Below are 25,565 nucleotides of genomic sequence, written 5' to 3' on the forward strand. Positions count from 1 at the left end.
GAGGAGAAGTCTCTTGTCGCAAGCCCGCACGCTCGATGTCGGAGTGGACATCGGCGGCACCTTCACCGACCTGTTCGCCGTCGATAGCGCGACCGGCCGGGTCTATCAGGCCAAGTCGCTGACGACGCCGCACGACCTGGCCGCGGGCGTCTTCGACTGCCTCGAGAAGGCCTCGTTGAGCCCGGAGGATATCGGCACGCTCGTGCACGGATCGACGGTCGCGATCAACATCGCGATCGAGCGCACCGGTGCCCGCGCGGCGCTCGTCGTGACCGAGGGCACGCGCGACGTCTACGCGATCGGCCGCGGCAACCGGCCGGACGCGTTCGACCCGTTCTTCCGCCGCCCGCAGCCGCTGATCCCGCGCAGCCTCACCTTCGAGGTCGGCGAGCGCAAGCTCGCCGGCGGCGCGACGCTGCGCCCGCTGGCCGAGGAGCACGCCCGCGACGTCGCGCACGCCGTCGCCGAGGCGGGTGTGGATGCGGTGGCGGTCTGCTTCCTGCACGCCTACGCCGACCCCGAGCACGAGGCGGTGATGGGCCGCATCCTGGCCGAGCTGCTCCCCGACGCGCACGTCTCGCTCTCGCACGAGATCGTCCGCGAGTACCGCGAGTACGAGCGGATGTCGACGACGGCGCTGAACGCGTACATCGGCCCGCGGGCGAGCGAGTACCTCTCCGGCCTCGAGGATGGCCTCGCGGCCCGCGACTTCGCCGGGCGGCTGATGATCATGCAGTCCAACGGCGGCGTGATGGCGCCTGAGACGGCGAAGCGCACGCCGGTCGCGATGATGGAATCGGGCCCCGTCGGCGGCGTGATCGCCTCGGCCCACGTCGGCGCGCAGGCGGGCTTCCCGGACGTGATCACGTTCGACATGGGCGGGACGACCGCCAAGTCGAGCCTGATCAGCGGCGCCGACCCGACGATCGCCCACGGCTACCACATCGGCGGCTACGCGAGCGGGCACCCGGCGATGCTGCCGGTGGTCGACATCGTCGAGGTCGGAGCCGGCGGCGGCAGCATCGCGTGGGTCGACGAGGTCGGAGCGATGCGGGTGGGTCCGCGCAGCGCCGGTGCCGCTCCCGGGCCGATCAGCTACGGCCGCGGCGGCACCGAGCCGACCGTCACCGACGCCAACGTCGTCCTCGGCCGGATCGGCGCGACGTCCTTCCTGGGCGGCGAGATGCCGCTCGACGAGGCGGCCGCCTACGCCGGCATCGCCGAGCGCTTCGCGCCACTCGGCCTGGACCCCGTCGAGGCCGCCTCGGGCATCGTCCGCCTGGCCGTGGCGAGCATGGTGCTCGCCGTGCGCGGGGTCTCGGTCGAGCGCGGCTACGACCCGCGCGACTTCGCCCTGCTGGCCCAGGGCGGCAACGGCCCGTTGCACGCGGTCGAGATCGCGCGCGAATTGTCGATCCCCACAGTGCTCGTCCCGCGCCTGCCCGCGATCTTCTCGGCCGTCGGCATGCTGATGGCAGACCTGCGGCACGACTACGTCCAGACGCACTACACGGCGCTCGCCGCCGCCGACTTCGGCGAGCTGGCGGGGCGCTTCGACGAGCTCGTCGCGCTCGGCCGCGACCGCCTGGCCGGCGAGGGCGTGGCGCCGGAGGCGATGAGCTTCGAGCGCTCGCTCGACCTGCGCTATGCGGGCCAGGAGTTCGCTTTGGCGATCCCGGTCTTCGAGCTCGACCCGCGCAGGATCGCCGCGCGCTTCCACGAGGCGCACGAGCACCGCTACGGCTACGCCACGCCGGCCGAGGAGGTCGAGATGGTCAACCTGCGCGTCGTCGCCCGCGGCGAGCGCGTGCATCCCGAGCTGCCGCCGAGCCGCGTCGGGCACGCGGACGCGCTGCTCGGCCGGCGGGCCGTGTACTTCTCCGACACGCCGGTCGAGTGCCCGGTCTACGCGCGCGAGCGGCTGGCGATCGGGCAGCGGGTCGAAGGACCTGCGGTGATCGAGGAGACGACCTCGACCACGCTGCTGTGGCCGGGCGACGTGGCGACCGTCGCCCCCGGCGAAGAGCTGGTGATCGCCGTGGAGGCCGCATGACCGCGTCCAGTGACATCGGGGTCGACCCGATCACGCTCGAAGTGCTGCGCAACGCGCTTCCCGCCGTCGCCAACGAGATGTCGCTGGACCTCCAGCGCTCCTCGTACAACATGATGATCTACGAGGTCGGCGACTTCTCGTGCGCGATCCTCGCGCCCGACGGATCTCTGATCGCGCAGAACATGGGCGGCGTCTCGCACTTCGTCGCCGACCTCGGCGTGATCATCCGCGACGGCGTCGAGCGCTTCGGCCCCGACGGCTTCGCGCCGGGCGACGTGATCCTCACCAACCACCAGCGCGTCGCCGGCCAGCACCTCAACAACATCGTCGTCTACACGCCGATCTTCCACGCGCGGCGGCTGATCGCCTTCGCGGCGATCCGTGCGCACTGGGTCGACGTCGGCGGGATGTCGACCGGATTCGGCGCCTCAGGGCTCGCGTTCGACCCGTGGGGCGAAGGGCTCCAGCTCGACCAGCTCAAGGCGTGGGAGGCCGGCGTCCCCGACGAGAAGGTCCTCAAGCTGATCGCCGACAACATCCGCTTCCCGGACTCCTCGCTCGGCGACCTGCGCTCGCAGGTGGCGGCCTGCCGGCTGGCCGAGCGCCGCCTGGCGGAGCTCTACGAGCGCTACGGCGCGGCCGTCGTCGAGGACGCGATCACCGCGATCTTCCACCAGACCGAGCAGCGCTGCCGGCGCGCGGTCGCAGCGATCCCCGACGGGGTCTACGAGGCCGAGAGCCACCTCGACGGCGACCCGAGCGAGCCGGAGCCGATCCGGGTCAAGGTCAAGGTGACGATCTCAGGCGGCGAGATGGAGATCGACCTCAGCGGCTGCTCGTCGCAGCGGCGCACCGGCGTCAACGGCCGCACGCTCGCGGGCGCGCTGGTGGCGTACAAGGCGCTCACCGCCCCGCTCGACGCCGTCAATGAGGGGTCGTTCGCCGCCGCGCGCGTGGTGATCCCCGAAGGCAACGTGATGATGGCGTCCTTCCCCGCGCCGATGGCGGGCTGGAGCCAGATCCTCCCGACGGTCGTGGACACCGTGTTCCGCGCGCTCGCCGACGGGATCCCCGACCGCGTCGCCGCGGGGCACTTCGGCATCCTCGGCATCCCGCTCGTGTTCTTCGGCTCCGACAACGGGCGCCGGTTCGTGTCGCAGAGCATCGAAGGCGGCGGGTGGGGTGGACGGCCCTTCGGCGACGGCGAGTCCGCGTCGGTCTCGATCTGCCAGGGCGACGTGCGCAACTCGCCGATCGAGAACATGGAGCTGAAGGTTCCGCTGCTGGTGGAGGAGCGGGCGCTGGTGCCCGACTCCGGCGGCGCGGGCCTGCATCGCGGCGGCCTCGGCGTGAGCGTGCGGCTGCGCTCGCTCGCCGAAGGCCGCTGGAATCTGCGCCAGTCACGGCGCCGCAGCCTGCCGGCTTGGGGCCTGGAGGGAGGCTCCGACGGCGGCGGCTCGGACAACCTGATCCGCCGTCCGGGCGAGGACGAGTTCACGAGCGTCGACGCGGCCCACGTGCAGGCGCCGGCGCACACCGTGGTGATCCAGACCAGCGCGGGCGGCGGCGGGTGGGGCTCGCCGCTCGAGCGTGACCCCGAGCGGGTCTTGGAGGACGTGCGCGAGGGCTACGTGTCCGCGCGCGCAGCAGAAGAGGAATACGGCGTCGTCCTGACGGACGGCGGCACGCAGGTCGATGCCGCGGCGACCGCGGCGCTCAGGAGCAGTAGGAGGAGAGTGTGATGGCCAGCACCAAGCACCGGTGGGCCGTGCTCGCGACGACGATCGCCGCCTCGGCCGCCGTCGCCGCGTGTGGATCGTCGAGCGACTCGTCGTCAGGTGGCGGCGGGTCGAGCGGCGCCACCGCCACGATCACCGTCGGCATCCCGACCGACGACGCGAGCTACGCGCCGCTGTACCTGGCGGAGGACCGCGACCTGTTCGCCAAGTACCACGTCAAGGTCAAGCCCGTCGTCTTCAAGGGCGGCGCGGACCTCGCCAAAGCGGTGGCCGGCGGGTCCGTCGACGTCGCGGTCAGCGCGCTCTCGGAGATGCTGCTGGCGGTCCAGCAGCACCAGGCGATGAAGGCGTTCTGGGGCGGCTATAACCAGACCACGTTCGCGTGGTTCGGGCAGAAGGGGCTGACGTCGGTGGAAGCCGGCAAGGGCAAGAAGTGGGGCGTCACGAAGATCGGTTCCTCGACGGACTTCCTCACCCGTTACCTCTTCAAGCAGCACGGCATCAACCCGACCAACGGCGCCAAGGTCATCGGCGTCGGCAGCTCCGCCGCGCAGATCGCGGCGCTGAAGGCCAAGCAGGTCGACGCCACCAGTGCGTCCAACCTGACCGCCTACCAGCTCGAGGACCAGGGCTTCCCGGTGCTCGCCAAGCAGAGCGACTTCGCCAAGGAGTACCCGAACCACGTCGCCTACGCCAAGGAGTCCTACCTCCAGCAGCACCGGACCGACGTCCAGCACCTGCTGCAGGGGATGATCGCCGGCTTCGAGCTCGCCAAGTCCGACCCGAAGGCCGCCGCCGACGCGCTCGTCAAGCACATGCACGTGTCACCGCAGAACGCGCAGCGCGCCTACACCGACAACGTGGGCGGCTGGTACGCCGACGGCCGCCTCCCGGGCGCCGCCGACATGAATGTCTTCTGGCAGATCGGCGTCCTCAACGGCCAGTGGCCGAAGGCGATGCCCGAGTCCCAGTGGCTCGACAAGTCCTTCATCGACTCCCAGGCGAAGTGGAAGGGCGCGACCGCGTGACGCCGCAGACGCCGCTCGCCGCGTCGCCGCCCGCGGCGACGCGGGCCGGCGCCGCCTCGCACCTGACGGTCCGCGACGTCGCCATCACCTACCCGGCCCACGCCGGCAAGCCGGCCTACACGGCGGTCGACGGCGTCGACCTGCAGGTCGACGCCGGTGAGTTCGTGACCGTCGTGGGGCCGAGCGGCTGCGGCAAGAGCACGCTGCTGCTGGCGATCGACGGGCTCGTCAAGCCGTCGCGCGGCGAGATCGCGCTGGGCGGCAAGGCCGTGACCGGCCCGGGGCCCGACCGGGCGATGGTCTTCCAGGAGTTCGGCCTGCTGCCGTGGCGATCGGTCCAGCGCAACGTCGAGCTCGGGATGGAGCTCAACAAGCGCTCCGACCGTGAGGCGAAGGCGCGCGAGCTGATCCGGCTCGTCGGCCTCGAGGGCTTCGAGCGCCACCACCCGCACGAGTTGTCGGGCGGTATGCGCCAGCGGGTCGGGATCGCGCGAGCGCTGGCGGTCGACCCCGACGTGCTGCTGATGGACGAGCCGTTCGGCGCCCTGGACGCGCAGACGCGCGAGATCATGGCCGAGGAGCTGCTGAAGATCTGGGATCAGCGGCGGACGACCGTGGTGTTCGTCACGCACGGCATCGACGAGTCGATCTACCTCGCCGACCGCGTCGTCGTGATGGGCGCGAAGCCAGGGCGGATCCTCGAGACGATCGAGATCGACCTGCCCCGCCCGCGCACGCCCGACGTCCGGGCCACGCCCGAGTTCCAGGCCTATCGCGCACGGATCTCGGCGTTGCTGTTCGGGCAGACGATCGACGAGCGCCGCGTGCAGGATCTGTCATGACCGCGATCGCTGCACCCGCGGCGGTGCGCGCCCGCATTCGCTTCGGAAGCGAGCGCGTGTGGCTGCCGGTCGCGGGGATCCTCGCCGCGCTGGTCGTGTGGCAGCTGCTCAGCGGCGCGCGCTTCCTCGGGATCTGGACGACCTACATCTCCAACCCCGCCGACGCGCTGTCCGCGGGGTGGACGATGACCACCAGCGGCGAGCTGTGGACGAACGCGAAGGGCTCGCTCACCGCGTTCGCGATCGGCTTCCTGCTGTCGGTGGCGGTCGGCATCCCGGTCGGGATGCTGATGGGCTGGAACGCGACCGCGCGGCAGCTGCTCGAGCCGCCGATGATGGCGCTCAACGCGATGCCACGGCTGGCGCTGTTGCCGGTGATCGTGGTGTGGCTGGGGATCGGCGTGAAGTCGACCGTCGTGGTCGTCTTCCTCGACGCCGTGATCCCGGTGATCGTCAACGGCATGGCGGGCATCCGCGACGTCGACACCAAGCTCGTGCAGGTCGCGCGCTCGTTCGGCGCGCGCGGGCTCGAGCTCTTCAGGAAGATCCTGCTGCCGGCGTCGCTGCCCGCGATCCTCACCGGTGTGCGGCTCGCCGTCTCGCGCGGCGTGCTGGGCGTGATCGTCGCCCAGCTGTACGTCTCGACGGTCGGCATCGGCACGCTGATCTCCAACTACGGCCAGGAGTTCCAGGTCGACCAGGTGATCTTCCTCGTCGGGCTCGTCTCGGTCTTCGCCTACGTCGTCAATCTCGCGCTGGCGCGCCTGGAGCGCCGGTTCGAAGGCTGGAGGGCCGCGCCATGAGGTTGCGACCGATACTGCTCGGCGCGCTCTCGTTCGCCGTGATCCTGGGCTTCTGGCAGGCGATCGTCGAGCTCGGCGTCGTCGACCCGTTCCTCGTCGCGAGCCCGTCGCGGGTCGCGTCGGCGCTCTGGGATCAGGCGACCGCGGGGCTGCTGTGGGACAACGTGCGCGCGAGCTTCGTCGAGCTGATCATCGGGCTCGCGCTGGCGACGCTGGTCGGCCTCCCGCTCGGGCTCGCGATCGGCTGGTACCGGCGCGTGAGCCTCGCGATCGAGCCGCTCGTGTGGCTCCAGTACTCGGCGCCGATCATCGCGCTGTATCCGATCTTCACGCTGATGTTCGGGCTCGGCGCCAAGGCCGTGATCGCGATGACGTTCCTGCTCACGGTGTCGCCGATCATCATCAACACGTCGCGCGGCGTGCGCAGCGTCGACGCGAAGCTCGTGCAGGTCACGCGCTCGTTCGGCGCCGGCGATCGGCAGCTGTTCGCGAAGGTGATCCTGCCGGCGTCGCTGCCTTTGGTGATGGCGGGCATGCGGCTGGCGGTCGGTCGCGCGCTGATCGGCGTCGCCGTCGGCGAGCTGTTCGCCGGGACGTCGGGGCTCGGGTGGAGCGTTTCCTACTACGGCGGCGTGCTCAAGACGACCGACATGCTCGCGTCGGTGATCGTCATCGGCGCGCTCGGCGTGCTGCTCACCTCAGCGGTGGGGATGCTCGAACGCCGTCTCGACTCGTGGCGCGTGGAGGTGTCGGCATGAGGGATCGCGTGGGGAGGGAGCGACTTTCGGCCGCGCGAGCGGCCGTCGTCGCGGCGGAGCTGGACGTCGCGCTGGTGTGCGGCAGCGGGCGCCATCACTTCATCGGCGCGAACCTCGCATGGTGGTTCTCCGGCGTGCGCCAGCTGGGGCGCGACATGGTCGTCGCGGTGCCGGCGTCGGGCGACCCGGTGCTGCTGGTGACGCCGAGCTGGGACGTGCAGCGGGTCTCACGCCGCAGCTGGATCGCCGACGTGGTGGGGGTGGACGACGTGGCCTCCGCCGTGGGCGGGCTGCTGCGCTCGCGTGGATGGAAGCGGGTGGGGGTGGCCGGGCGCGATGCGGCCTCGCCGGCGGTGGCGGCGGCGCTTTGCGAGGCTCGCGACGTCGTGTTGCCGACGGGCCACGACGAGTGGTCGCTGGCGTGCATCGAGCGTGCCGTCGGGATCGCCGAGGCCGGCTACCGGCACCTCGTGGCCACGGCGCGCCCGGGCATGCGTGAGTACGCGCTGGCCGCGGAGGCCGACGCCCACATGCGCGAGCTGGGCGCCGACGACAACTTCCTGCTGATCTCCGCCTCGCAGCACAACCGGGCGGTGCACGCGCCGACCGATCGGGTGCTCGAACGCGGCGACGTGCTGCTGGGCGAGATCTCACCGAGCGTCGACGGGCAGTTCGCGCAGATCTGCCGCAGCGCGACGATCGGGGAGCCGGACGCGCGGGTGGAGCGGGCGTACGACATCTTGCGCGAGGCGTTTGACGCGGGATTGGCGGCGGCCGGCCCGGGAGTGGGAGTGCCCGAGGTGGCGGCGGCGGTCAACGCGGTCGTGGCCTCCTACGGCTACGAGCGCTACACACGCCCGCCGTACATGCGCACGCGCGGCCACGGCACCGGCCTGGCGCCGCTCGTCCCGGCCGACGTGTCCGATCGCTCCGACGTGGTCTTGGCGCCCGGGATGGCGTTCGTCCTGCACCCCAACCAGTACTTCCCGGACGCCGGGTATCTGCTCTACGGCGAGCACGTCGTGATCGAGCCGGGCGGTGCCCGCGCGCTCTCGGCGGGGCCGGCGTCGATCGAGTCGACGGACGCGCGGGTGGCGGCATGATCACGATGCACAACGTCGTCAAGCGCGGGCGCACCGCGTGGGACCGCGCGCTGTTGCCGGAGGACGAGTACGGCGAGCGGGTGCGGTTGGTGCGAGAGGCGATGGCGCGTGAGGGGATCGACGCGCTCGTCGGCATCGGCCACACCGCGTCCTACGGCTCGCTCACGTACCTGACGGGCAACGTCCCGCCGCTCGGGTGGATGGCGGTGGTGTTGGGTCGCGAGTCGGGGCCGTGTCTGGTCACGGGAGGTGGCTCGCGCGACCTGCCGTTCCTGAGTACGCAGACGTGGATCGGGGATATCCGGCCGAGCGCGAGCCTGTTCACCGGGCCCGCCGAGGTCGTGGCGCAGGCGGTCGAGGAGATGGTCGGGTCCGGCGGCACGATCGCGCTCGCCGGCGCACGCGAGAACCTTGCCGTGGAGGCATATCGCGAGCTGCTCGCCGCGCTGCCCGGCCGTGCGCCGGCCGACGGCGACGCGCTGCTCGCGCCGCTGCGCGCGGTCAAGCGTCCGCGGGAGCTCGTCGCACAGGCGCGGGCGCAGGAGATCGCCCACGCCGCGGTCGACGCCGCGCTGGATGCGTGGGAGGCGGGTGCGCCGAACGCCATCGCGCTCCTGGTCGCCGAGCGCGAGGCGCGGCTGCGCGGTGCGCGTGACGTCCGCGTGCTCGGGACCCTGGCGGGACCGTGGCTGGAGCCGGTCGAGGACGTCTCAGACGTTCGGCTCTCCCACCTGGGACTGACCTGCGCCGTGGAATGCGTCGGCTATTGGGGTCAGGCGTGCGGTGACAGCGGCTCCTCGCTGAGCCCGGCGCGCCGCGCCGTCGACGCGATGACGGTGCTCGTCCGCGCCGGCGTGCCGGTTGCCGAGCTCGCCGATGCTGTGGAAGGTGTCGAGCTCGCCTACGGTCTCGGCGGGGCGATCGGCCTCGGGCTGGACGAGGCGCCGCGGGTGTGGGCGGGGAGCGACGAGACCTTCGTCGAAGGTGCTGTCGTCGCGCTCCAGGCCTTCGCGGTGGACGGCGACGCGCTGACCTGCGCGGGTGAAACGCTCGTCGTCGGCCGCGACGAGGGCGTCCCGCTCGTCGAAAGCAAGCTTGATCGGGCACAGCCCGAAGAAGTTGACGTTCGTCGAGCATGATCTCCACGACCACATCGCGCGGCGTCGCGCACGCGCTCGCCGAACGGTTCGCGGGAGCCGCGCACGCTACCGCTCGCCCGGTGGTCGCCGACATCGTCCGGCGCCGGGTGTTCGACGCGCTCGGCGCACTCGCCGCGGGGCGCGGGATCGCCGACCACGCGCTGTTCGCCGCGCTGCCCGAGCGCGGGCTGCTCGCCGACGTGCGGCGGCTGTGCGCGGTCATCCGCTCCACCGAGGTCGACGACCTCGACCGCCTGTCCTGCACTTCGCCCGGCTCGGTCGCCGTGCCGGTGTCACTCCTGGTGGCGGCGTGGCGCGGGCTGGGGGAGGAGGAGCTGCTGGCGGGCGTGGCCGCGGGCTATGAGGCGATGGCGGGCATCGGTCAGGCGCTCGGCGGCCCGCACCGGCTGCCTGACGGCGTCTGGCCGAGCTACGACGCCGCGCCGCTGGCCGCCGCGGCGGCGTCCGCGGCCGTGCTCGGCCTCGACGGCGACCGTGCCGCGCACGCGCTGGCGATCGCCGTGGCTCGCACCCCCGGGCGCGCGGGGCGGATCGCGGGCGAGCCGACGTCGCGCTGGCTCGGCTACGGCAGCGCGGCCGCCGACGGGGTCGTCGCGACGCTCGCCGCCGAGGCGGGTGCGCACGGTGACCTCGCGCTGCTCGACCTTCCCGCGTTGCGCGTCGACCCGCCTCCGCAGGCGCAGTGGCTCGTCGAGCGTGCGGACGTGAAGCCGTTCTGCACCGCCCGGCAGACGCAGTCGGCCGTCGAGGCCGCCCGGATGACGGCGATGGACCTCCAGGGCGCCACGATCGTGGAGGCCGAGGTCGCGGTTCCGGCGGCGTACCGCGCGATGATCGACCAGCCGCGGCCACGGACGCGGCTCGCCTCGATCGCGAGCGCGCAGTTCCAGCTGTCCGCCGCGTTGACCTCCGAGGGGGTGCTGTGGGACGTCGTCCGCGCATCGCCGGCGCCTCCGGCGGTGGCGATGCGGGTGATCGTGGACGGCCGGCTGAGCGCCCTCTACCCGGAGGCCTGGCCCGCGCGCGTGCGGCTGCGCACCGCCGGGGGAGACGAGGCCACCCGCACCATCCTGGGCGGCGACGAGCCACTGCCCGGGTGGCACCAGCTCTTCACCAAGCACGCCCGCCTCGGCGCGCTCGCGCCGCCCGAACTGGACGCCCTGCGCGCCGCCTGCCGCTCGATCGCGCCGGGCGAACTGCTGCACCTCGCCGACCCTGAGAGGACCCGATGAACGCCGTCGACGCCCACATCCACTGGTTCCCGAACGCCTACTACGAGTTCCTCGCCCAGCGCACCAGGCTGCCGCGCGCCGAGCGCGACGGCGACGACGCCTGGTTCTACATCAACGGCAACCGCAGCGTGCGGATGTGGCCGGAGTGGTTCGACCTCGACATGCAGTTCGAGACGTTCGCGTCGACCGGCGCCGAGATGACGCTGATCACGTCGATGGGGATCCACTCCGACCTCGACGGCCTGCCCGCGGACGAGGCCCGTGAAGGTGCCCGCATCGTCAACGAGGCGTGGGCGGACGCCCAGCGCCGCCACCCAGGCCGGTTCTTCGCCGCCGCCGCGATCCCGCTGCAGGACACCGCGCTGGCCATCGATGAGCTCGAGCACGCGATCGGGACGCTCGGGCTGCGCGGCGCCAGCCTGCCCGGCAGCATCGCCGGCGAGCCGCTCGACGCGCCGCGCCTCGAACCGTTCTACGCCCGCGCCGCCGAGCTCGGCGTGCCGCTGTTCATCCATCCCACGGACGGCGTCTTCGTCGACGTGATGGAGGGCTACGACAACGGGATCTACAAGAGCCTCGGCCGCGTCGTGGACTCCAGCGTCGCGGTCCTGCGCCTCGTGCTGAGCGGGCTGTTCGACCGCCACCCGGACCTCAAGGTCCTGCACTTCCACGCCGGCGGGGTCCTGCCCTACGCCGCGGGGCGGCTGGACAAGAACGCCAAGGTCGCCGCGCTGGAGCAACCGCCGACCGCGTACCTGAAGCGGATGTGGGTGGACACCGCGATGCCACACCCGCTCACGCTGCGGATGGCGCTCGACTTCTACGGCGCCGACCGCGTCCTCTACGGCAGCGACAACCCGTGCTGGAACCCGCTCGCCGCGCTCGAGGCCCTCCGCTCGCTCGAGCTGCCCGAGGCGGAGCTCAGGAACACGCTGTCCGGGAACGCGGGCACGCTGCTGGACCTCCGCGCGCCCGCCCCGGTTGGCTGACGTCAGGCCTGCAGGAAGGCCAGCAGGTCGGCGTTGATGGTGTCGGCCTGGGTGGTCGGCATCCCGTGCGGGAACCCCTCGTAGGTCTTCAGCGTCCCGTTCTGCACGAGCTTGGCCGACAGCGGCCCGGAGTCGGCGTAGGGCACGATCTGGTCGTCATCGCCGTGCATCACGAGCACCGGAACCGAGATCTGCTTGAGATCCTCGGTGAAGTCGGTCTGGGAGAACGCCACGATCCCGTCGTAGTGCGCCTTGGCGCCGCCCATCATCCCCTGGCGCCACCAGTTCTCGATGATCGCCTCGGACGGCTCCACGCCGGGCCGGTTGAAGCCGTAGAACGGGCCGCTTGGAAGTGCTCGGTAGAACTCGGAACGGTTGGCCGCCAGTTGGGCCTGGAGGTCGTCGAACACGCTCTTCGGCAGGCCGCCCGGGTTCGCTTCGGTCTGCACCATCAGCGGCGGCACGGCGCTGATCAACACCGCCTTGGCGACGCGGCTCTCCCCGTGGCGCGCGATGTAGTGCGCGACCTCGCCGCCGCCGGTCGAGTGGCCGACGTGAACGGCGTCCTGGAGGTCGAGATGCGCCGTCACCGCCGCCAGATCGTCCGCGTAGTGGTCCATGTCATGACCGCCGGCCGTCTGCGTCGAGCGCCCGTGGCCACGCCGGTCATGCGCGATGACCCGGTAGCCGTGCTGCAGGAAGAACAGCATCTGGGTGTCCCAGTCGTCGGCCGAGAGTGGCCAGCCATGGCTGAAGACGATCGGCTGGCCCGAGCCCCAGTCCTTGAAGAAGATCTCGGTGCCGTCAGTCGTCGTGATCGTGGGCATGCGTTTACCTCCGCCGGTTCGGGATATTGCCGCGTTTGCGAAGGACAATGATCGTCGATCCGAGGTACCGCTCGCTCTCCGGTACGTGGCGGTGGGGTTCGACGAGGAAGCCGAGCTCGGCCGCATCGGCCTCGACCTCCTCGGCCGACACGCGGTCGAGATGGACGACGACGTCTTCGGCCTGCGGGGGCCGGTGTGGTCCGGTGATCTCGCGGCGGCGGTGGAGCGCCGCGCGCCCGCCATCCTCGACGACCGCCAGGAGCTGGCTCGCGTAGCGCACGTCCGCGATGTCGCGGGCGTCGGGCGGCGGCGGCGCGTCGTGCTCCTCGTCGAAGCAGTCCATGGCGTCCGCCAGCGCCGCGGCGACGACACCGCCCGGCTGCAGATGCGTGTGCGCGCAGCGCAGGAACGCCGAGCGGCCTCGCCGTCCCCCGAGCAGTTGCAGCGTCTGCATCGGCACCACGATGAGGGAGAATCGGTGCTCGGAGTCGAAGCTGCGCGCGTCGGCGACGACGGTCTCCACCGCGAGGCCTCCGGCGCGGTGTGCGAGGGCTCCGAGCAACGCGGCCTCGGTGTCCAGCGCGACCACCGCCAGACCCTGAGCCGCGAGGTCGAGCGTCACGCGCCCGGTTCCCGCCCCGACGTCGAGCACCGGACCGCCGGTCTCAGCCGCCAGCGCCCGCCACGACGGGAGATCCTCCCGATACTCACCGCACTCGAGGTCGTGCCACAGCGCGTCCAGGTTCATCACCACCCATTCTTCACGACGGCCGCGCGATCTCGTAGGTGAGGAACGCGATGCCGTCACCGAGCGTCCGCATGTCGAGCAGGCGCAGCGGGTGCTTGGTGTCTCCGAAGAGGCGCTCGCCGGCGCCGAGCACGACCGGGAAGACCTTCAGCCGCAGCTCGTCGACGAGGTCGTGCGCCAGCAGCGTGTGCACGAGCTGGAAGCTCGCGAGGACGACGATGTCCCCGTCGAGCTCGTGCTTGAGCTTTGAGACCGCGGCGAGCACGTCGCCCGCCAGCACCGTCGAGTGGTTCCAGCCGGGATCCTGGAGGGTCGAGGAGACGACGTACTTGGGCATGGTGTTCAAGCGGTCCGCGAGCTCACCGCTCCGGGATGGCCAGCGCCCCGCGAACCACTCGTAGCTGCGCCGGCCGAGAAGCAGCGCCTCGGCACCGAGCGCCTCGTCGAGCGCGACCTTGGCCACGTCGGGGAGGGCCGCGATCCGGCCGACCCAGCCGCCGTGCGTGAACCCCTCGTCGCCCGCTGGGTCCTGGACGACCCCGTCGAGCGAGATGTTGTCGCTGATGATGAGCTTTCCCATGCACCTCGAGACGTCCGCCGGCACGAGAATTGGGCGACGAATCCGCGGCTCGCGAAACGTCGTTACTCAGATGCGCATGCAAAACGACGAGGATGCGAGTGTGAGCGACCCGACCCTTGCCCGCGCTCGCGCCGGCGACGAGGAAGCGTTCCGCAGGTTGACCGACCCCTACCGGCGTGAGCTCCAACTGCACGTCTACCGGATCGTCGGCTCCACGCAGGACGCCGAGGACCTGCTTCAAGAGACGCTGCTCGCGGCGTGGCGGGGCCTCGACGGCTTCCAGGAGCGCGCGTCGGTCCGCGCCTGGCTGTACCGGATCGCCACGAATCGCTCGATGGATGCCCTCCGCGCGAGCCGCCGCCGCCCCGAGGGCACGAGGCGGATGACCGACGCCGACGTGCCGGAGCCGACGCGGCGGGCCGAGCCGATCTGGCTCGAGCCGTACCCCGACGTCCTGCTCGAGGGCATCCCGGACCGCGCCCCGGGGCCCGAGACGCGCTACGAGACGAAGGAAGCGGTCGCCCTGGCGTTCATCGTCGGGCTGCAACACCTCCCGCCCCAGCAGCGAGCGGTGCTCGTGCTGCGTGACGTGCTCGGCTTCCGCGCCGAGGAGGTCGGCGACATGCTCGACACCACCGCCACCTCGGTCAACAGCCTGCTGCGTCGCGCGCGGGCCTCGTTCGAGTCCCGCCTGCCCGCGACCGGACGGGAGCGCGCGCCGGTTCCGGACACGAAGCTCGAGCGCGACACGCTCGAACGTTTCGCCGACGCCGTCGAGGCGGGTGACATCGACACCATGGTCGAGCTGCTCACCGACGACGCCTGGCTGACGATGCCGCCGGAGCCGTGGGAGTACCAGGGCCCGGCCGCGATCGGCGTGTTCCTGCGCGACCGCGAAGTCAGCCGCGGGCGGCTGCGGCTGGTGGCATCGCGGGCGAACGGCCAGCCGGCCTTCGCGTGCTATCTCCCGCTCCCCGACACCGGCATCGCGCGCCCCTACGCGCTGTTCGTCCTTGCGCTGGAAGGCGCGCGGATCTCCGCGATCGCCTGGTTCGCCGACAGCGGCGTCTTCCCGCACTTCGGGCTGCCACGGACGCTGCGCTGATCGAGGCCAAGCGGCCGCGGCGATCATGATCGCCGCGGCCCTCAGCTCACGTCACGGAGTCGTGGTCGACAGCGTGAAGGTGATCGTCTTGCTGTACGCGCCCGTACGGAGCGCGTCACCGGCGCCGATCGCCTGCGAGAAGGCGATCGCCACCGCGTCGTTGGCGACCGGGCCGCTGTAGGCGAGCAGCGCAGTCGGAGCGGCGGTGCCGCCCACGTCCGCGAGCGCGCCGCCGCTGCCGAGCGGGCTCGTCGCCTTGACCTGGAGGGCCTGTGGCAGCGAGAACGCCCCGTTGACGAGGTGACCCGTCGCGGTGGAGCCGGGATCGGCGACGCTCAGCGCCGCGTCGCCCGCCGTCGAGATGACGTTGGCCGTCGTCGACGCGGTGTAGGTGCGCCCGACGCCTGGGGTGAAGGCGCCGAACGTGGCCGGAGTGCCGAGGGTGAGCGCGAGGGTCGCCGGAACGGCCCCTCCCGTGTCACCCGTGGCGCTGGTCGACTGGACGGTCACGCCGTTGCCGCCGAACTCCGCCCAGTTGAGGTTCAACAGGGTGCCGCCGGTCGCTCCGCCGGTGACGGTGCGGAACGTGAGGAACAGCTCGTGCGCACCGGCGGCGGCGCCGGTGAGCGGGACCGTGGTGGTCGCCCAGTTGCCCGTGCCGCCGGTCGACGTGAGGTTCGCCGAGGCGATCACCGGGCCGGTGATGGAGTCCTGTCGGAGGTCGATCCCGGCCAGCGGGGAGCCCGCGGTGCGACCCGCGCCGCCATCGGCGTAGCGGAACGCGATCGTGTCGATCTGGAACAGGTTGATCGGGCCGTTCAGCTGCAGCCAGTCGGTGTTGGCGATGCTGTTGCGGTGCACGCCGGCGCCGCCGTCGGTGTTGGCCGCGGTGGTCGTGCCTGACTGGTTGATGACGAACTCGACCTCGGTGTGCTTCTGACGGATCTGGTTCTGCGAGAAGCCGGTCAGCGGCGGAGCCTGCCCGCCGCTTCCGCCCTTGTCCGTGTAGGACGCGCTGATGACGCCGAACACGTTGCCGCCGTGCGAGACGTCGGACGCGATCGTCTGCAGGAACCCGGTGCAGCCCGTGCCCGTCTGCTCGGCGTGGCCGTGCGAGTCGTGCCCGAGTACGAACGTCACCTGGACGTCGTTGCAGTTGATCGACGAATCCTCCGCGTCCGTGACCGTGACCTTGTACTGGATCGTGTCACCGAACGTGAACAGGCCACCGTTCAGCGGCGCGGTCACAGTGAGGGTCGGCGTGGTGTTGCCCGCGGTGATGATGGTGCTCGTCGCGGTCTTCTGACCGGAGGAGTCGAACACCGTCAGGATCGCGTTGTAGCGCCCGGCCTTCGTGTAGACGTGGGTCGGGTTGGCCTCGGTGGAGATGGCGGAGCCGTCACCGAAGTCCCACTCGTAGCGGATCGAGTCGCCCGGATCCTGATCGAGCGAGCCCGTGCTCGTGAAGTTGACCGTCAGCGGCAGCGCGCCGTCGGTCTTGTCGGTGTTCAGCACGGCCTTGGGCGCGCGCTGGCCCTTGACGTAGTCGAAGCGGTAGAGCCCCGCGTCCGGGTTGGCGGCGTAGTAGCTGTCGCCGTAGGTCATCAGGTACAGCGCGCCGTCGGCGCCGAACTGGATGTCCATCGGGTTGTCGCACTCCATGTCGAACACCGGGTTGGCGATGTTCGCCTGGCCGCAGTCCAAGAGGCTGTTGATCTTGAAGATGCGGTTCTGGGAGTCCAGCTTGATCTCACGGAGCGTGTCCTGCGTGTACTCGCCCAGGAAGATCGAGTTGTCGTAGTAGGCCGGGAACTTGTGCGCGCTCGCGTTGGCCGGGTCGAAGTGGTACTTGACCGCGCCGTGCGGACCCACACCGCCGGTGTAGAGCTCGGGGAACAGCCGCGGGCACTCCGTGGTGGAACCGGGCGCGATCGCGCCCGCGGTCGGCGCGTAGTAGCCGAAGCACGGCGTGCCGAGCGGCGAGCCGGCCGCGTTGTCGCGGTAGGAGTACCAGATGTCCGGGTTCGTGATCGGCGGCAGATCGCGCAGGCCGGGCTCGAAGCCCGGACCGCCGTCGCGCACCCAGCGCGAGTCATTGACGAACGGGTCCGCGCCGCAGTCGATCGCCTGCGGCGGGTTGTCCAGCGGGACGCCGAGCGTCGTCGTGCCCGGGGCGAACTCGCGGAAGTTCCACTTGTAGTAGCCGAGGTCCTTGCGGTAGCAGACCGGGTACCCGTAGTTAGCGGGATGGCGGACGACTTCCATGCGCCCGACGCCTGACGGCCCGCGGCTGCGCTGCGGCGTCTGCGCGTCCGGCGAGTAGTCGGTGACGTAGGCGACGTCGTTCTCGTCGACCTGCAGGCGGAACGGGTTGCGGAAGCCCATCGCGTAGACCTCCGGACGGGTCCGTGCCTGGGGCGCGCCGCCCACGAGCGGGAACAGGTTCCCGGACGGGATGGTGTACGCGCCGCCGGCGCCGAGGTCGGCCTTGTTCTGGTCCGCCGCGGTGATCGTGTCCTTGACGTTGATCCGCAGCAGCTTGCCGCGGAGGTCGTTGGAGTTCAGCGTCGAGCGGCGGTCGTCGCCGGTGGGCCGCTGGTACCAGCCGCCCTCCTGCGCCGTCGTCGTCGCCACGGTCGGCGACGTGCCGGTCAGGGCCGCGCCGTTGGCGGTGATCTGATCCTGGTTGGACTGCTGCAGCGCGCGGCGGAAGAACACGTTGACGTTCGAAGTGTTGACCGGGCCGCCGCTGGTCTGGATGTTGTTGACGCCGACGTTCGAGAGCGCCTCGAGCGCCGCATCGATCTGCGCGCCCGTCGCGTTGTAGGCGATCGGGGCGGTCGTCTGACCCTTCCAGGTCAGCGTGAACGTGCCGCCGGTCGCGTTGGTCGCGCGGACGGTCTGCTGCTCGTCGAGGAGCTGGTCCTCGAACGGGCCGTAGCCGTTGGCGTCGATGCCCGCCGCCGGGGTGTCATCGCCCGTGGTCATCCACAGGTTGTTGTGCTTGTCGAAGTCGATGTCGCCGGCGACGTGGCAGCACTCCTGGCGGTTGTTGGAGACGCGCAGGATCTGCTGCTCGGAGCCGAGGTCCAGGCGCGGCGGGTTGGTGCCGTCGCCGTCGATGAACTTGAAGCGCGAGAGCTGGAAGTAGCCGACGTATGGATCCCAGGCCGACAGCGACGCGGCCGCGTTGGGCGGGTTCGTGTTCGGCGTCGTCTGGGTGACGATCGACCCGTCCGAGAGCTTGACGTTGGTGACCGTCTGGGGCGAGTAGTAGAGGTAGACCCAGTGGTCGGTCGAGAAGTTGTTGTCGACCGCGCCGCCGTAGAGGCCGTCTTCCTGGTTGGTGTAGATCCGCATCGTCGTCGGCACCGTGGTGGCGGCGAAGTCGGCGAGGACCGTTGTGGTGCCCTTGACGGGATCGTGCAGGCGGACGGTGCCCTGGCGCGCGGTCTGGATGATGCGCCCGTCGGGGAGCTGGTCGAAGCTGATCGGCTCGGCCAGGTTCGGCGGCGCCGAGATCTTCGTCTCCTGGTAGTTGGCGCGCACGGTCGCGCCGCAGTCGCTGTAGACCGGGTCGCTCTGCCCGGCGGCCCAGTTGATCGCGCCGCGCAGGTGCTTGACCATGTCGGCGTCGAAGCTCGCGGGCGTGTTGCCGAGCGTCGTGTAGAAGGAGCGCCCGCCCAGGTAGTCCTTGCAGAAGGAGACCGGGTGGTTGGCGCCCATCGTGCCGCCGGTGATGCCCTTGAGCGTGTTGCCGCCCGGCTGCGGCTCGAACGGATCCTCGACGACGCTCGACAGGATGTGCGAGGCGCCGCGGACGTTGACGGTGTAGTTGTAGAAGTTGTCGGTGCGGTCCCAGTACTCGGGCAGCGTCTTCGTCGCGTCATGGACGCGATCGAAGACCTTGACGGTGCCGGTCTGGACCGTCGTGCGACCCGACGAGCGGGTGCCGAGCGCGTTGCTCAGGAACGTCCAGGCGGGATCGGTCTCGATCGCCGAGCCGATGCCGACGAACCCGCCGCCCTTCTTGAAGTACGTCTCGTATGCCGCGCGCTGCGTGTCCGTAAGCGGACTCGCCATGCCGGTGTTGAGGAACACCACGGCGCGATAGGCGTCGAGGCCGGTCGCTGTGAACAGCGCGCCGACGTCGGCGGGCGCGGGCGCGTCGACCGTGAAATCGCCGCTGCTCGCGGCCTGGTTGATCGCGTTGACACCGGCGGTGGTCAACGCGTCCTGCGTGCTGGTGACGACCAGCACCTTCGCCGGAGCCGCAGCTTTCGGCTTGATGTTCGCGGACGCACTGGCAGGCGCCGCGAGAGCCAGGCTCAAAAGAGCCAGGCCCAGACCTCTCCCCTTCATTTCTCCCCCTCAGTAGACCCCGGGCCGCGGAACGCAGCCCGCCCTCACCTGCAGTTAATTGCTCGGCAATACAAACAACATGGGCGGCCTATGTCAATGGTCGAGGCGGCTCCTGGATTCGGTCCAATGCGAATTGTTGGATTCGACGACAAAAGCGCGCGCTAGGACGCTGCAGAAGTACGCCTCGCCGCTGAGCGCGGAAGCGTCATCGCCGCCGCGCCCGTGACGACGCAGATCAGACCGATCCAGGCGACGGCGGTCGGCGTCTCGCCCAGGAAGAGCACGCCGATGACGACGCCGACAGGGACGCGCAGGTAGGCCTGCGCCGTGGTCGCGACCGAGCCCAGCGTCTGGACGAGCCGGAAGTAGATCACGAACGCGAGCGCCGTCGAGAACGCGGAGAGCGCGAGCAGCGCCAAGAGCGACACGGTCGATGGCGCGAGCGTCCAGGGCCGATCGACGACCAGGCTCGCCGGAACCAGGATGGCGGCGCCGCACAGCATCGACCCCGCCGCCGGCAGCATCGGATCGACGCCTGCAAAGCCGCGGCCGAAGACCGCCGCCCCCGCGTAACAGACCGTGGCGGCCACGATCGCCAGCTGCGCCGCGCTCGCCTCCCCGAGCCCGTGCAGAGCCTCCACGCCCACGATCAGGCAGACGCCAGCCATCCCGGCCACGACCCCGAGCAGCTTGCGGCCGGTGGCCGGCTCGTGCCGCGTCACGGCTGCCGTCAGCAGGAACGCGAAGATCGGCGAGGTCGAGTTCAGGATCGTCGCCAACCCGGCATCGACGGTGAGCTCTGCCCACGCGATCAGGGTGAACGGCACCACGCTGTTCAGACACGCCTGCACCAGGAACCGCCACCAGAGCCCCGAGCGCGTCGGCAGGCGTTGCCCACGCACGGCCAGAACGCCGAGCAGCAGCGTTCCGGCGATCAGCGTGCGCGCGGCGATCAGCGTGACCGGCGGGATCGTCTCGACCCCGACCTTGATGAAGCTGTACGACGCTCCCCACAACGTGGCGAGCACGCCCAGAAGCAGCAGGCCGACACCTAGTCCCGGCCGTTTGCTCTCCACCTCGCCAGTGTCACCCGCGAACGTTTCGGCGACGGGCGAACCGTCAATCGCGTGGGTTGCGGAGGCCGTCGACGAGCAGCGCCACCATGCGCTGGCCGTACTCGGGGCCCTCGCGGGGCACCGGATGGCACAGGAGCGCGACGGCGCTCAGCAGGTCCTTGGCGCTGATGTCGGCGCGGATCTCCCCGGTTGCCCTCGCGGCTTCGAGCAGGGCGTCGAGCACCGGGCCGAGCCGTTCCCAGAAGTAGCCCGGGAGGGCGTCGAAGGCCGGGTCGCCCGAGTGCAGGGCCGCGGCGAGCCCGTGCTTGGTCGCGACGAACTCCGTGTAGCGGTCAAGCCAGCTCGTCAGCGCGTCGTATGGCTCGTGCGCGGCGCTGAGCGCCGGTCCCGCGTCGGCGCAGGCGTCGATCTCATGTTCCAGCACGGCCACAACCAGGTCCGAGCGCCGCGGGAAGTGCCGGTACATCGTCCCGACCCCCACGCCGGCGCGCTCGGCGATGTCCCTCGCGGGTGCATCCACTCCAAGGGTCCCGAACGCGGATTTGGCCGCGTCGAGCAGCGCGTCGACGTTGCGTTGGGCGTCCACGCGTTGCGGCCGTTGGCGCGCTTCGTTCGGCGTCGTCTTCCTGGTCATCTGTTCGGTGCCCTTGTGATCCGGAACACTGTTCCGTATAGTTCCCGGAACGACGTTCCGCTTAGTCCACAGTACTGGAGCACGCACATGCAGTATCGAAGCCTCGGCCGGACCGGCATCAAGGTCAGCCCCTACGCGCTCGGCACGCTGATGTTCGCCACGTCGGTCGGCAACCCCGATCACGACGACTCGATCCGCATCATCCACAAGGCGCTCGACGCGGGCATCAACCTCGTCGACACCTCCGACGCCTACGGCGACTCCGAGGAGATCGTGGGCAAGGCGCTCAAGGGGCGCCGCGACGACGTCGTCCTGGCGACCAAGTTCAGCCGTCCGCTGGGCGAGGACCCCAACCAGCGAGGCGCCTCGCGGCGCTGGATCATGACCGCGGTCGAGCGTTCGCTGCGCCGCCTGCAGACCGACCACATCGACCTCTACCAGCTCCACGTGCCGGACCCCGACACCGACGTCGAGGAGACGCTGTCGGCGCTGTCGGACCTCATCCACAGCGGCAAGGTCCGCGCGATCGGGACCTCGAACATGCTCGTGTCCGACATCGTCGAGGCCCAATGGGTCGCCGAGCGGCGCGGCCTGGAGCGCTTCCGGACCGAACAGCTGGCCTACTCGCTGCTCAACCGCGGCGTCGAACGAGAGGTGCTGCCGGTCGCGCAGCGCTACGGGATGGGCACGCTCGTGTGGGGTCCGCTCGGCCAGGGCATGCTCACCGGCCGCGTGCGCAAGGGCCAGCAGACCGACGTGATCCGCGCGTCGTTCTTCAAGACGTTCAGCGACGAGCGCCGGTTGGACGCCGTCGAACTGCTCATCCCGCTCGCCGAGGAGGCCGGGTTGCCGATGACCCACCTCGCGATGGCGTTCACGATCGCCCACCCCGGCGTCACGAGCGCGCTCCTCGGACCGCGCAGGATGCACCACCTCGACGACCTGCTCGCCGGCCTGGACGTCACGCTCACCGACGACGTCCTCGATCGGATCGACGAGATCGTCCCGCCCGGCACCGACATCGGCACGCTCGACCAGGCCTACGTCCCCGCGGCGCTCCAGCGCACGGGTCTCCGCCGCCGGCCGCTCGAGCAGCGCGCCGCCGCCTAAGCCTGGATCCACCGATTCTCGCGGCGCCTCGCGGCCGTGGACGGCGCTCCTCGCCGATCGGCCGGGACCCGAAGGGACCACCCTGAGGGTGCCCGGCCGATCGACGATCAGCGGTGCCCACGACCACGAGTCATCCACGATCGATCGGTGGATACAGGCTAAGGCACGCTCAGTGCGCGGGTCCAGCTCGCCGCCGCTGCGCTCATGCCGTGTTCGGCGAGAACCGTGCGGCGTGCGGTCTCGCCGATCTGGGTGCGGAGCGGCGCGTCGTCGACCAGGCGCAGCAGCTGGTGGGCGAGCTCGTCGACGTCGCGCGCGGGCACGGCGTTCGGGTAGGTCTCCGGGTCGGCCACCAACGGGGTGCCGAGCGCGCTCGCCTCCAACCAGCGCAGCTGGCTTCTTCCGCGGCGCCGGGGTGAGACGGTGGGCGGTTCGAAGACGATGTCGAACGCGGCCAGCGCCGCCGGGTACTGCTCGACCAGGACCATCGGCAGTCCGGTGCAACGGTCCGCGCCGACGAGGTTGGCGGCGAGGTCGGCGACCGGCTGGCCGAGGCTCGCGAACTGCACGTGCGGCCGCGCGCGCATCAGCTCGGCGATGGCGGTCACCGAGCCGGCGATGTCCTCGATGGCCATCGTGGTTCCGGCCCAGCCGATCGTCACGGTGTCGCGCGCCGGCTTGGCGAGCGCGTAGCCGCGCGGGTCGAGCCCGTTCTCGCAGACGTGCACGTTCGCGTTGAAGGCCGCGTAGCGTTCGCGGAGGAACGCGGTCGCGCACAGCACGCCGTCGCAGGCACGCATCAGCGTTTCGATCCCGCGCAGCGCCGGCACGTCGTCGACGTGCTCGTGCAGGTTCCAGTCGACCTCGTAGAACACGCGCGTCCCGCGCCGGCGCAGCTGCCCGATCGCGTCGAGCCAATCGGGCGTGGACGGCATCTGGAGCACGACCGTGTCGTAGTCCGCCGGCGACGGCTCGCCCGGACGCCCGCGCACGAAGCCGGGCCCGAACTGCCACGCCGATTGGGCGGTGCACCAGTCGCTGCCGAGTGCCGTCGCCGGCAGCACGATGCGGTGATAGAGGCTGCCCGGCCCCGCGGTGCCGACGAACAGAGCGCGCAGTTGACCGGCGAAAGGCGGCGAGTCGCCTGGCGTGGGAACGTCCGCGATGTGCTCGCTGAGCTGCGCGAGGGACCACTTGGCCCGAAAGCGCGCGTAGCTCTGGGTGTGCCAGGCATCGAGCTTGGGGGAGGGGCGACCGCGGAAGGCGGCTTCGACGTGCGTCGCCCTCGCGCGGCCTTGGCAGACGGACGCGAAGCCGGCGTCGCCGGCTCGCAGGCAGAAGTCGAGGTCTTCGGAGCCCATCCGGAACTCGGGGTCGTAGACGCCGATCGCGGCGAGCACCTCCGGCCGGATGTATTGGAACGCGCCGCTGACCGGGCAGGCGGCGACCTCCAGCGCCGCCGGCAGGTCGGCGGGGGCGCCGGCGAGACGATGCTCGGCGGTGCCGGTGACGCGCGAGAAGTAGAACCCGGCGTGCGCGATCTGGCCCCGCGGCGACAGCAGCAGCGCACCGACGATCCCGGCGCCCGCCGCTCGGCAGGCGTCCAGCCAGCCGTCCGTCAGCACGACGATGTCCGCGTTGACCAGCACCACCTCGCGGTGTTGCGCACGCGCACGCTCGAGCCCGACGTTGACCGTCCGCGCGAAGCCCGCGTTGACCGCCACGCGGACCAGTTCGACCTCGTGCTCCGCGGCGGCCTTCGCCGCGAAGACGTCCACGAGCCCGGACGCGGGCGAGCCGTCGTCGACGACGAGGATGTCGACCGTGTCGCCGGCGGTGCGCCGCAGCGACGCCACACACGCCGCGAGCAGATCCACGTCGGACGGCTGCGACAGGTAGCTCGGAATCACGACGAGCGGCTTCGGCACGGCCGGATACTACGAGCAAGCCGATGAGCGCCGGCCACCCGCCGCGAACCTCAGCGGGCGCACTCCGAGAACCCGCCGCACACCGCCCACCAATGCAGGATCAGGCCGTCGAGCACGGCGAGCGCGGTGATGATCGCAAGCATCGCGGCACAGAAGAGACGCCCGCTCGCATCGGCGGTCATGAAGTCGCGGACCAGCTTGTAGTCCGCGTAGACGAACGCGGCCATGAACGCGAGCAGGATCATCGTCATCGGCGCAGTCTCGCCACATGCTGACCGGCGGTCAACAGGCGGCTAACAGCGCTTAATGACCGTCGGTCAGCAAGGGTTCGAACGCCGCCGCGACGAGCACGGCGACGAGGTCACGCAGGCCGGTCGCGAGCCCTGGATCGCGCAGCTCGCCGGAGGGCAGGAAGGCGTCGTGGGCGCCGCCGACGGCGAGGTCGGCGTCGACCACGCGGGCGCCGGCGGTGCGCAGCGACTTGCGCAGCTCCGCCTGCGCCCAGATCGCGCCGAAGATCCCGGTGCTCGCGCCGATCACGGCGACCGGCTTGTCGCGCAGGGCGTTGGCGGGGAACGGGCGCGACGCCCAGTCGATCGCGTTCTTGAGGCCGCCGGGGACCGAGCCGTTGTACTCGGGCGTCGCGATCAGGACCGCTTCGGCCGCGGCGATCGCGCGGCGGAGCTCCTCGACGGCGAGGGGCGGCCGCTCGCCGTCGTCATCCTCGCTGTAGAGCGGCAGCGCGGCGATCCCGGTGAGCCACTCGTGGGTCACGCCGCCCGGGAGCGCGTTCGCCGCCGCACGCAACAGCGCGGCGTTGTGCGACCCGCGCCGGAACGAGCCGGAGACGAGGAGCACCTCACCCTTGGGCATCGGCGTCCTCGCGGATGAACAGCAGATCGATGTCCACCTCGACGTCCCAGCCGACCGCGTCGCCACCGCCCGGCAGCTCCAGCTGCCAGTCGAAGCCGAACTCGCGGCGGTCGAAGCTCGTCTTGAGCTGGAGTCCGGCGACCTCGCCGTAGCTGCTCGCCCGCGGCGGGGAGTAGCGACCCGCGCCGGTGACCGGGCGCGTCACGCCGCGGATCGTGAGCTCGCCGTCGACCTCGGCCTCCCCGTCGTCGGACAGGCGGATCGCCACCGAGCGGAACGTGATCTCGGGATGGCGCTCGGCGTCGAAGAACTCCGGCCCGAGGACGCTCGCCCGCATCGCCGCCGGCTCGACGACGGAGACGGACTCCACGCGCGCGGCGCCCTCGAGCACCAGCGCGTCGCCGTCGCCGCGCAGCGTCGCCGTGACGTCCGAGAGCGACCCGCGGAACCAGAAGACCCCCGAGTGGCGCACCGCGAAGGCGAAGGTCGACGGCACCGGCTGGGCGCGGTAGGTGCCCGAGAAGGGCTGGACGGCGATCGATGACATGGGAGAACCTCCGGGTTGTGTTCAGCTGCTTCGGAGGTCTGACACGGCAGGTGGCCGCCCTGTGACAG

22 protein-coding genes are annotated in these 25,565 nt (G+C 71.1%); 12 read left to right on the forward strand and 10 right to left on the reverse strand.

Features of this window, described 5'->3' with window-relative positions; translation table 11 throughout:
* The first annotated feature begins 13 nt into the window (after positions 1-13).
* From OM076_RS01325 to OM076_RS01370, 10 genes are read left to right on the forward strand one after another with little or no spacing between them, the layout of a single operon-like run.
* Positions 14-2,053 (forward strand): hydantoinase/oxoprolinase family protein, encoded by a 2,040-nt coding sequence (locus tag OM076_RS01325; protein ID WP_270037506.1) that lies wholly within the window; start codon positions 14-16, stop codon positions 2,051-2,053.
* Positions 2,050-3,795 carry a hydantoinase B/oxoprolinase family protein gene (locus OM076_RS01330; protein ID WP_270037508.1) on the forward strand — a complete coding sequence of 582 codons (1,746 nt, stop codon included), beginning with the start codon at positions 2,050-2,052 and terminating at the stop codon, positions 3,793-3,795. The genes OM076_RS01325 and OM076_RS01330 overlap by 4 nt, the downstream gene beginning before the upstream one ends.
* Entirely contained in the window at positions 3,795-4,820 is a 1,026-nt protein-coding gene (locus OM076_RS01335) for an ABC transporter substrate-binding protein (protein WP_270037510.1), read from the forward strand. Before OM076_RS01330 ends, OM076_RS01335 begins: the two co-directional genes overlap by 1 nt.
* Positions 4,799-5,662, forward strand: coding sequence for an ABC transporter ATP-binding protein (locus tag OM076_RS01340; protein ID WP_270037512.1), 864 nt, complete (start codon positions 4,799-4,801; stop codon positions 5,660-5,662). Before OM076_RS01335 ends, OM076_RS01340 begins: the two co-directional genes overlap by 22 nt.
* On the forward strand, positions 5,659-6,465 hold the full coding sequence (locus OM076_RS01345) for an ABC transporter permease (RefSeq protein ID WP_270037513.1): 807 nt from the start codon (positions 5,659-5,661) through the stop codon (positions 6,463-6,465). The genes OM076_RS01340 and OM076_RS01345 overlap by 4 nt, the downstream gene beginning before the upstream one ends.
* A complete protein-coding gene (locus OM076_RS01350; protein WP_270037515.1) occupies positions 6,462-7,223 on the forward strand; it encodes an ABC transporter permease in 762 nt (253 codons plus the stop codon). The genes OM076_RS01345 and OM076_RS01350 overlap by 4 nt, the downstream gene beginning before the upstream one ends.
* Positions 7,220-8,326, forward strand: coding sequence for a M24 family metallopeptidase (locus OM076_RS01355; RefSeq protein ID WP_270037516.1), 1,107 nt, complete (start codon positions 7,220-7,222; stop codon positions 8,324-8,326). The genes OM076_RS01350 and OM076_RS01355 overlap by 4 nt, the downstream gene beginning before the upstream one ends.
* Entirely contained in the window at positions 8,323-9,465 is a 1,143-nt protein-coding gene (locus OM076_RS01360) for a hypothetical protein (protein ID WP_270037517.1), read from the forward strand. The genes OM076_RS01355 and OM076_RS01360 overlap by 4 nt, the downstream gene beginning before the upstream one ends.
* Positions 9,462-10,718, forward strand: a complete 1,257-nt coding sequence (locus tag OM076_RS01365) for an MmgE/PrpD family protein (RefSeq protein ID WP_270037518.1) — start codon at positions 9,462-9,464, stop codon at positions 10,716-10,718. Before OM076_RS01360 ends, OM076_RS01365 begins: the two co-directional genes overlap by 4 nt.
* Complete coding sequence (locus OM076_RS01370) at positions 10,715-11,707, forward strand: amidohydrolase family protein (RefSeq protein WP_270037519.1); 993 nt, start codon at positions 10,715-10,717, stop codon at positions 11,705-11,707. Before OM076_RS01365 ends, OM076_RS01370 begins: the two co-directional genes overlap by 4 nt.
* 2 nt (positions 11,708-11,709) lie before the next feature.
* Here OM076_RS01370 and OM076_RS01375 read toward each other — a convergent pair whose 3' ends face one another.
* From OM076_RS01375 to OM076_RS01385, 3 genes are read right to left on the reverse strand one after another with little or no spacing between them, the layout of a single operon-like run.
* The gene (locus OM076_RS01375; RefSeq protein WP_270037521.1) at positions 11,710-12,534 is read right to left on the reverse strand and encodes an alpha/beta fold hydrolase; all 825 of its coding nucleotides are present in this window, start codon (positions 12,532-12,534) and stop codon (positions 11,710-11,712) included.
* Between the two features lie 4 nt (positions 12,535-12,538).
* Entirely contained in the window at positions 12,539-13,282 is a 744-nt protein-coding gene (locus tag OM076_RS01380) for a class I SAM-dependent methyltransferase (RefSeq protein ID WP_270037523.1), read from the reverse strand.
* A 13-nt stretch (positions 13,283-13,295) separates the two neighbouring features.
* The gene (locus OM076_RS01385) at positions 13,296-13,862 is read right to left on the reverse strand and encodes a dihydrofolate reductase family protein (protein ID WP_270037524.1); all 567 of its coding nucleotides are present in this window, start codon (positions 13,860-13,862) and stop codon (positions 13,296-13,298) included.
* Positions 13,863-13,962: 100 nt separating this feature from the next.
* On the opposite strand from OM076_RS01385, the gene OM076_RS01390 reads away from it, so the two are divergent.
* Positions 13,963-14,967: an RNA polymerase subunit sigma-70 gene (locus tag OM076_RS01390; protein WP_270037525.1), complete on the forward strand. Its 1,005-nt coding sequence runs from the start codon at positions 13,963-13,965 to the stop codon at positions 14,965-14,967.
* Positions 14,968-15,018: 51 nt separating this feature from the next.
* On the opposite strand, the gene OM076_RS01395 is transcribed toward OM076_RS01390, so the two are convergent.
* The 3 genes from OM076_RS01395 to OM076_RS01405 form a co-directional block, all read right to left on the reverse strand.
* Positions 15,019-19,299 (reverse strand): ThuA domain-containing protein, encoded by a 4,281-nt coding sequence (locus OM076_RS01395; RefSeq protein WP_270037526.1) that lies wholly within the window; start codon positions 19,297-19,299, stop codon positions 15,019-15,021.
* A gap of 191 nt (positions 19,300-19,490) precedes the next feature.
* Positions 19,491-20,405, reverse strand: coding sequence for a DMT family transporter (locus tag OM076_RS01400; protein WP_270037528.1), 915 nt, complete (start codon positions 20,403-20,405; stop codon positions 19,491-19,493).
* Between the two features lie 43 nt (positions 20,406-20,448).
* Positions 20,449-21,039 carry a TetR/AcrR family transcriptional regulator gene (locus OM076_RS01405; protein WP_272597443.1) on the reverse strand — a complete coding sequence of 197 codons (591 nt, stop codon included), beginning with the start codon at positions 21,037-21,039 and terminating at the stop codon, positions 20,449-20,451.
* A gap of 87 nt (positions 21,040-21,126) precedes the next feature.
* Here OM076_RS01405 and OM076_RS01410 point away from each other — a divergent pair, with 87 nt between their 5' ends.
* On the forward strand, positions 21,127-22,149 hold the full coding sequence (locus tag OM076_RS01410) for an aldo/keto reductase (RefSeq protein WP_270037531.1): 1,023 nt from the start codon (positions 21,127-21,129) through the stop codon (positions 22,147-22,149).
* 158 nt (positions 22,150-22,307) lie between these two features.
* Here OM076_RS01410 and OM076_RS45815 read toward each other — a convergent pair whose 3' ends face one another.
* Genes OM076_RS45815 through OM076_RS01430 form a run of 4 tightly spaced genes read right to left on the reverse strand, consistent with a single transcriptional unit; the run spans position 22,308 to position 25,497 of the window.
* Positions 22,308-24,077 carry a glycosyltransferase gene (locus OM076_RS45815; protein ID WP_270037532.1) on the reverse strand — a complete coding sequence of 590 codons (1,770 nt, stop codon included), beginning with the start codon at positions 24,075-24,077 and terminating at the stop codon, positions 22,308-22,310.
* 50 nt (positions 24,078-24,127) lie between these two features.
* On the reverse strand, positions 24,128-24,328 hold the full coding sequence (locus tag OM076_RS01420; protein ID WP_270037533.1) for a hypothetical protein: 201 nt from the start codon (positions 24,326-24,328) through the stop codon (positions 24,128-24,130).
* Between the two features lie 52 nt (positions 24,329-24,380).
* Positions 24,381-24,950: an NADPH-dependent FMN reductase gene (locus OM076_RS01425; RefSeq protein ID WP_270037534.1), complete on the reverse strand. Its 570-nt coding sequence runs from the start codon at positions 24,948-24,950 to the stop codon at positions 24,381-24,383.
* A complete protein-coding gene (locus tag OM076_RS01430; RefSeq protein WP_270037535.1) occupies positions 24,937-25,497 on the reverse strand; it encodes a YceI family protein in 561 nt (186 codons plus the stop codon). Before OM076_RS01430 ends, OM076_RS01425 begins: the two co-directional genes overlap by 14 nt.
* Between the last annotated feature and the right edge of the window lie 68 nt (positions 25,498-25,565).

Source organism: Solirubrobacter ginsenosidimutans, from assembly GCF_027587205.1.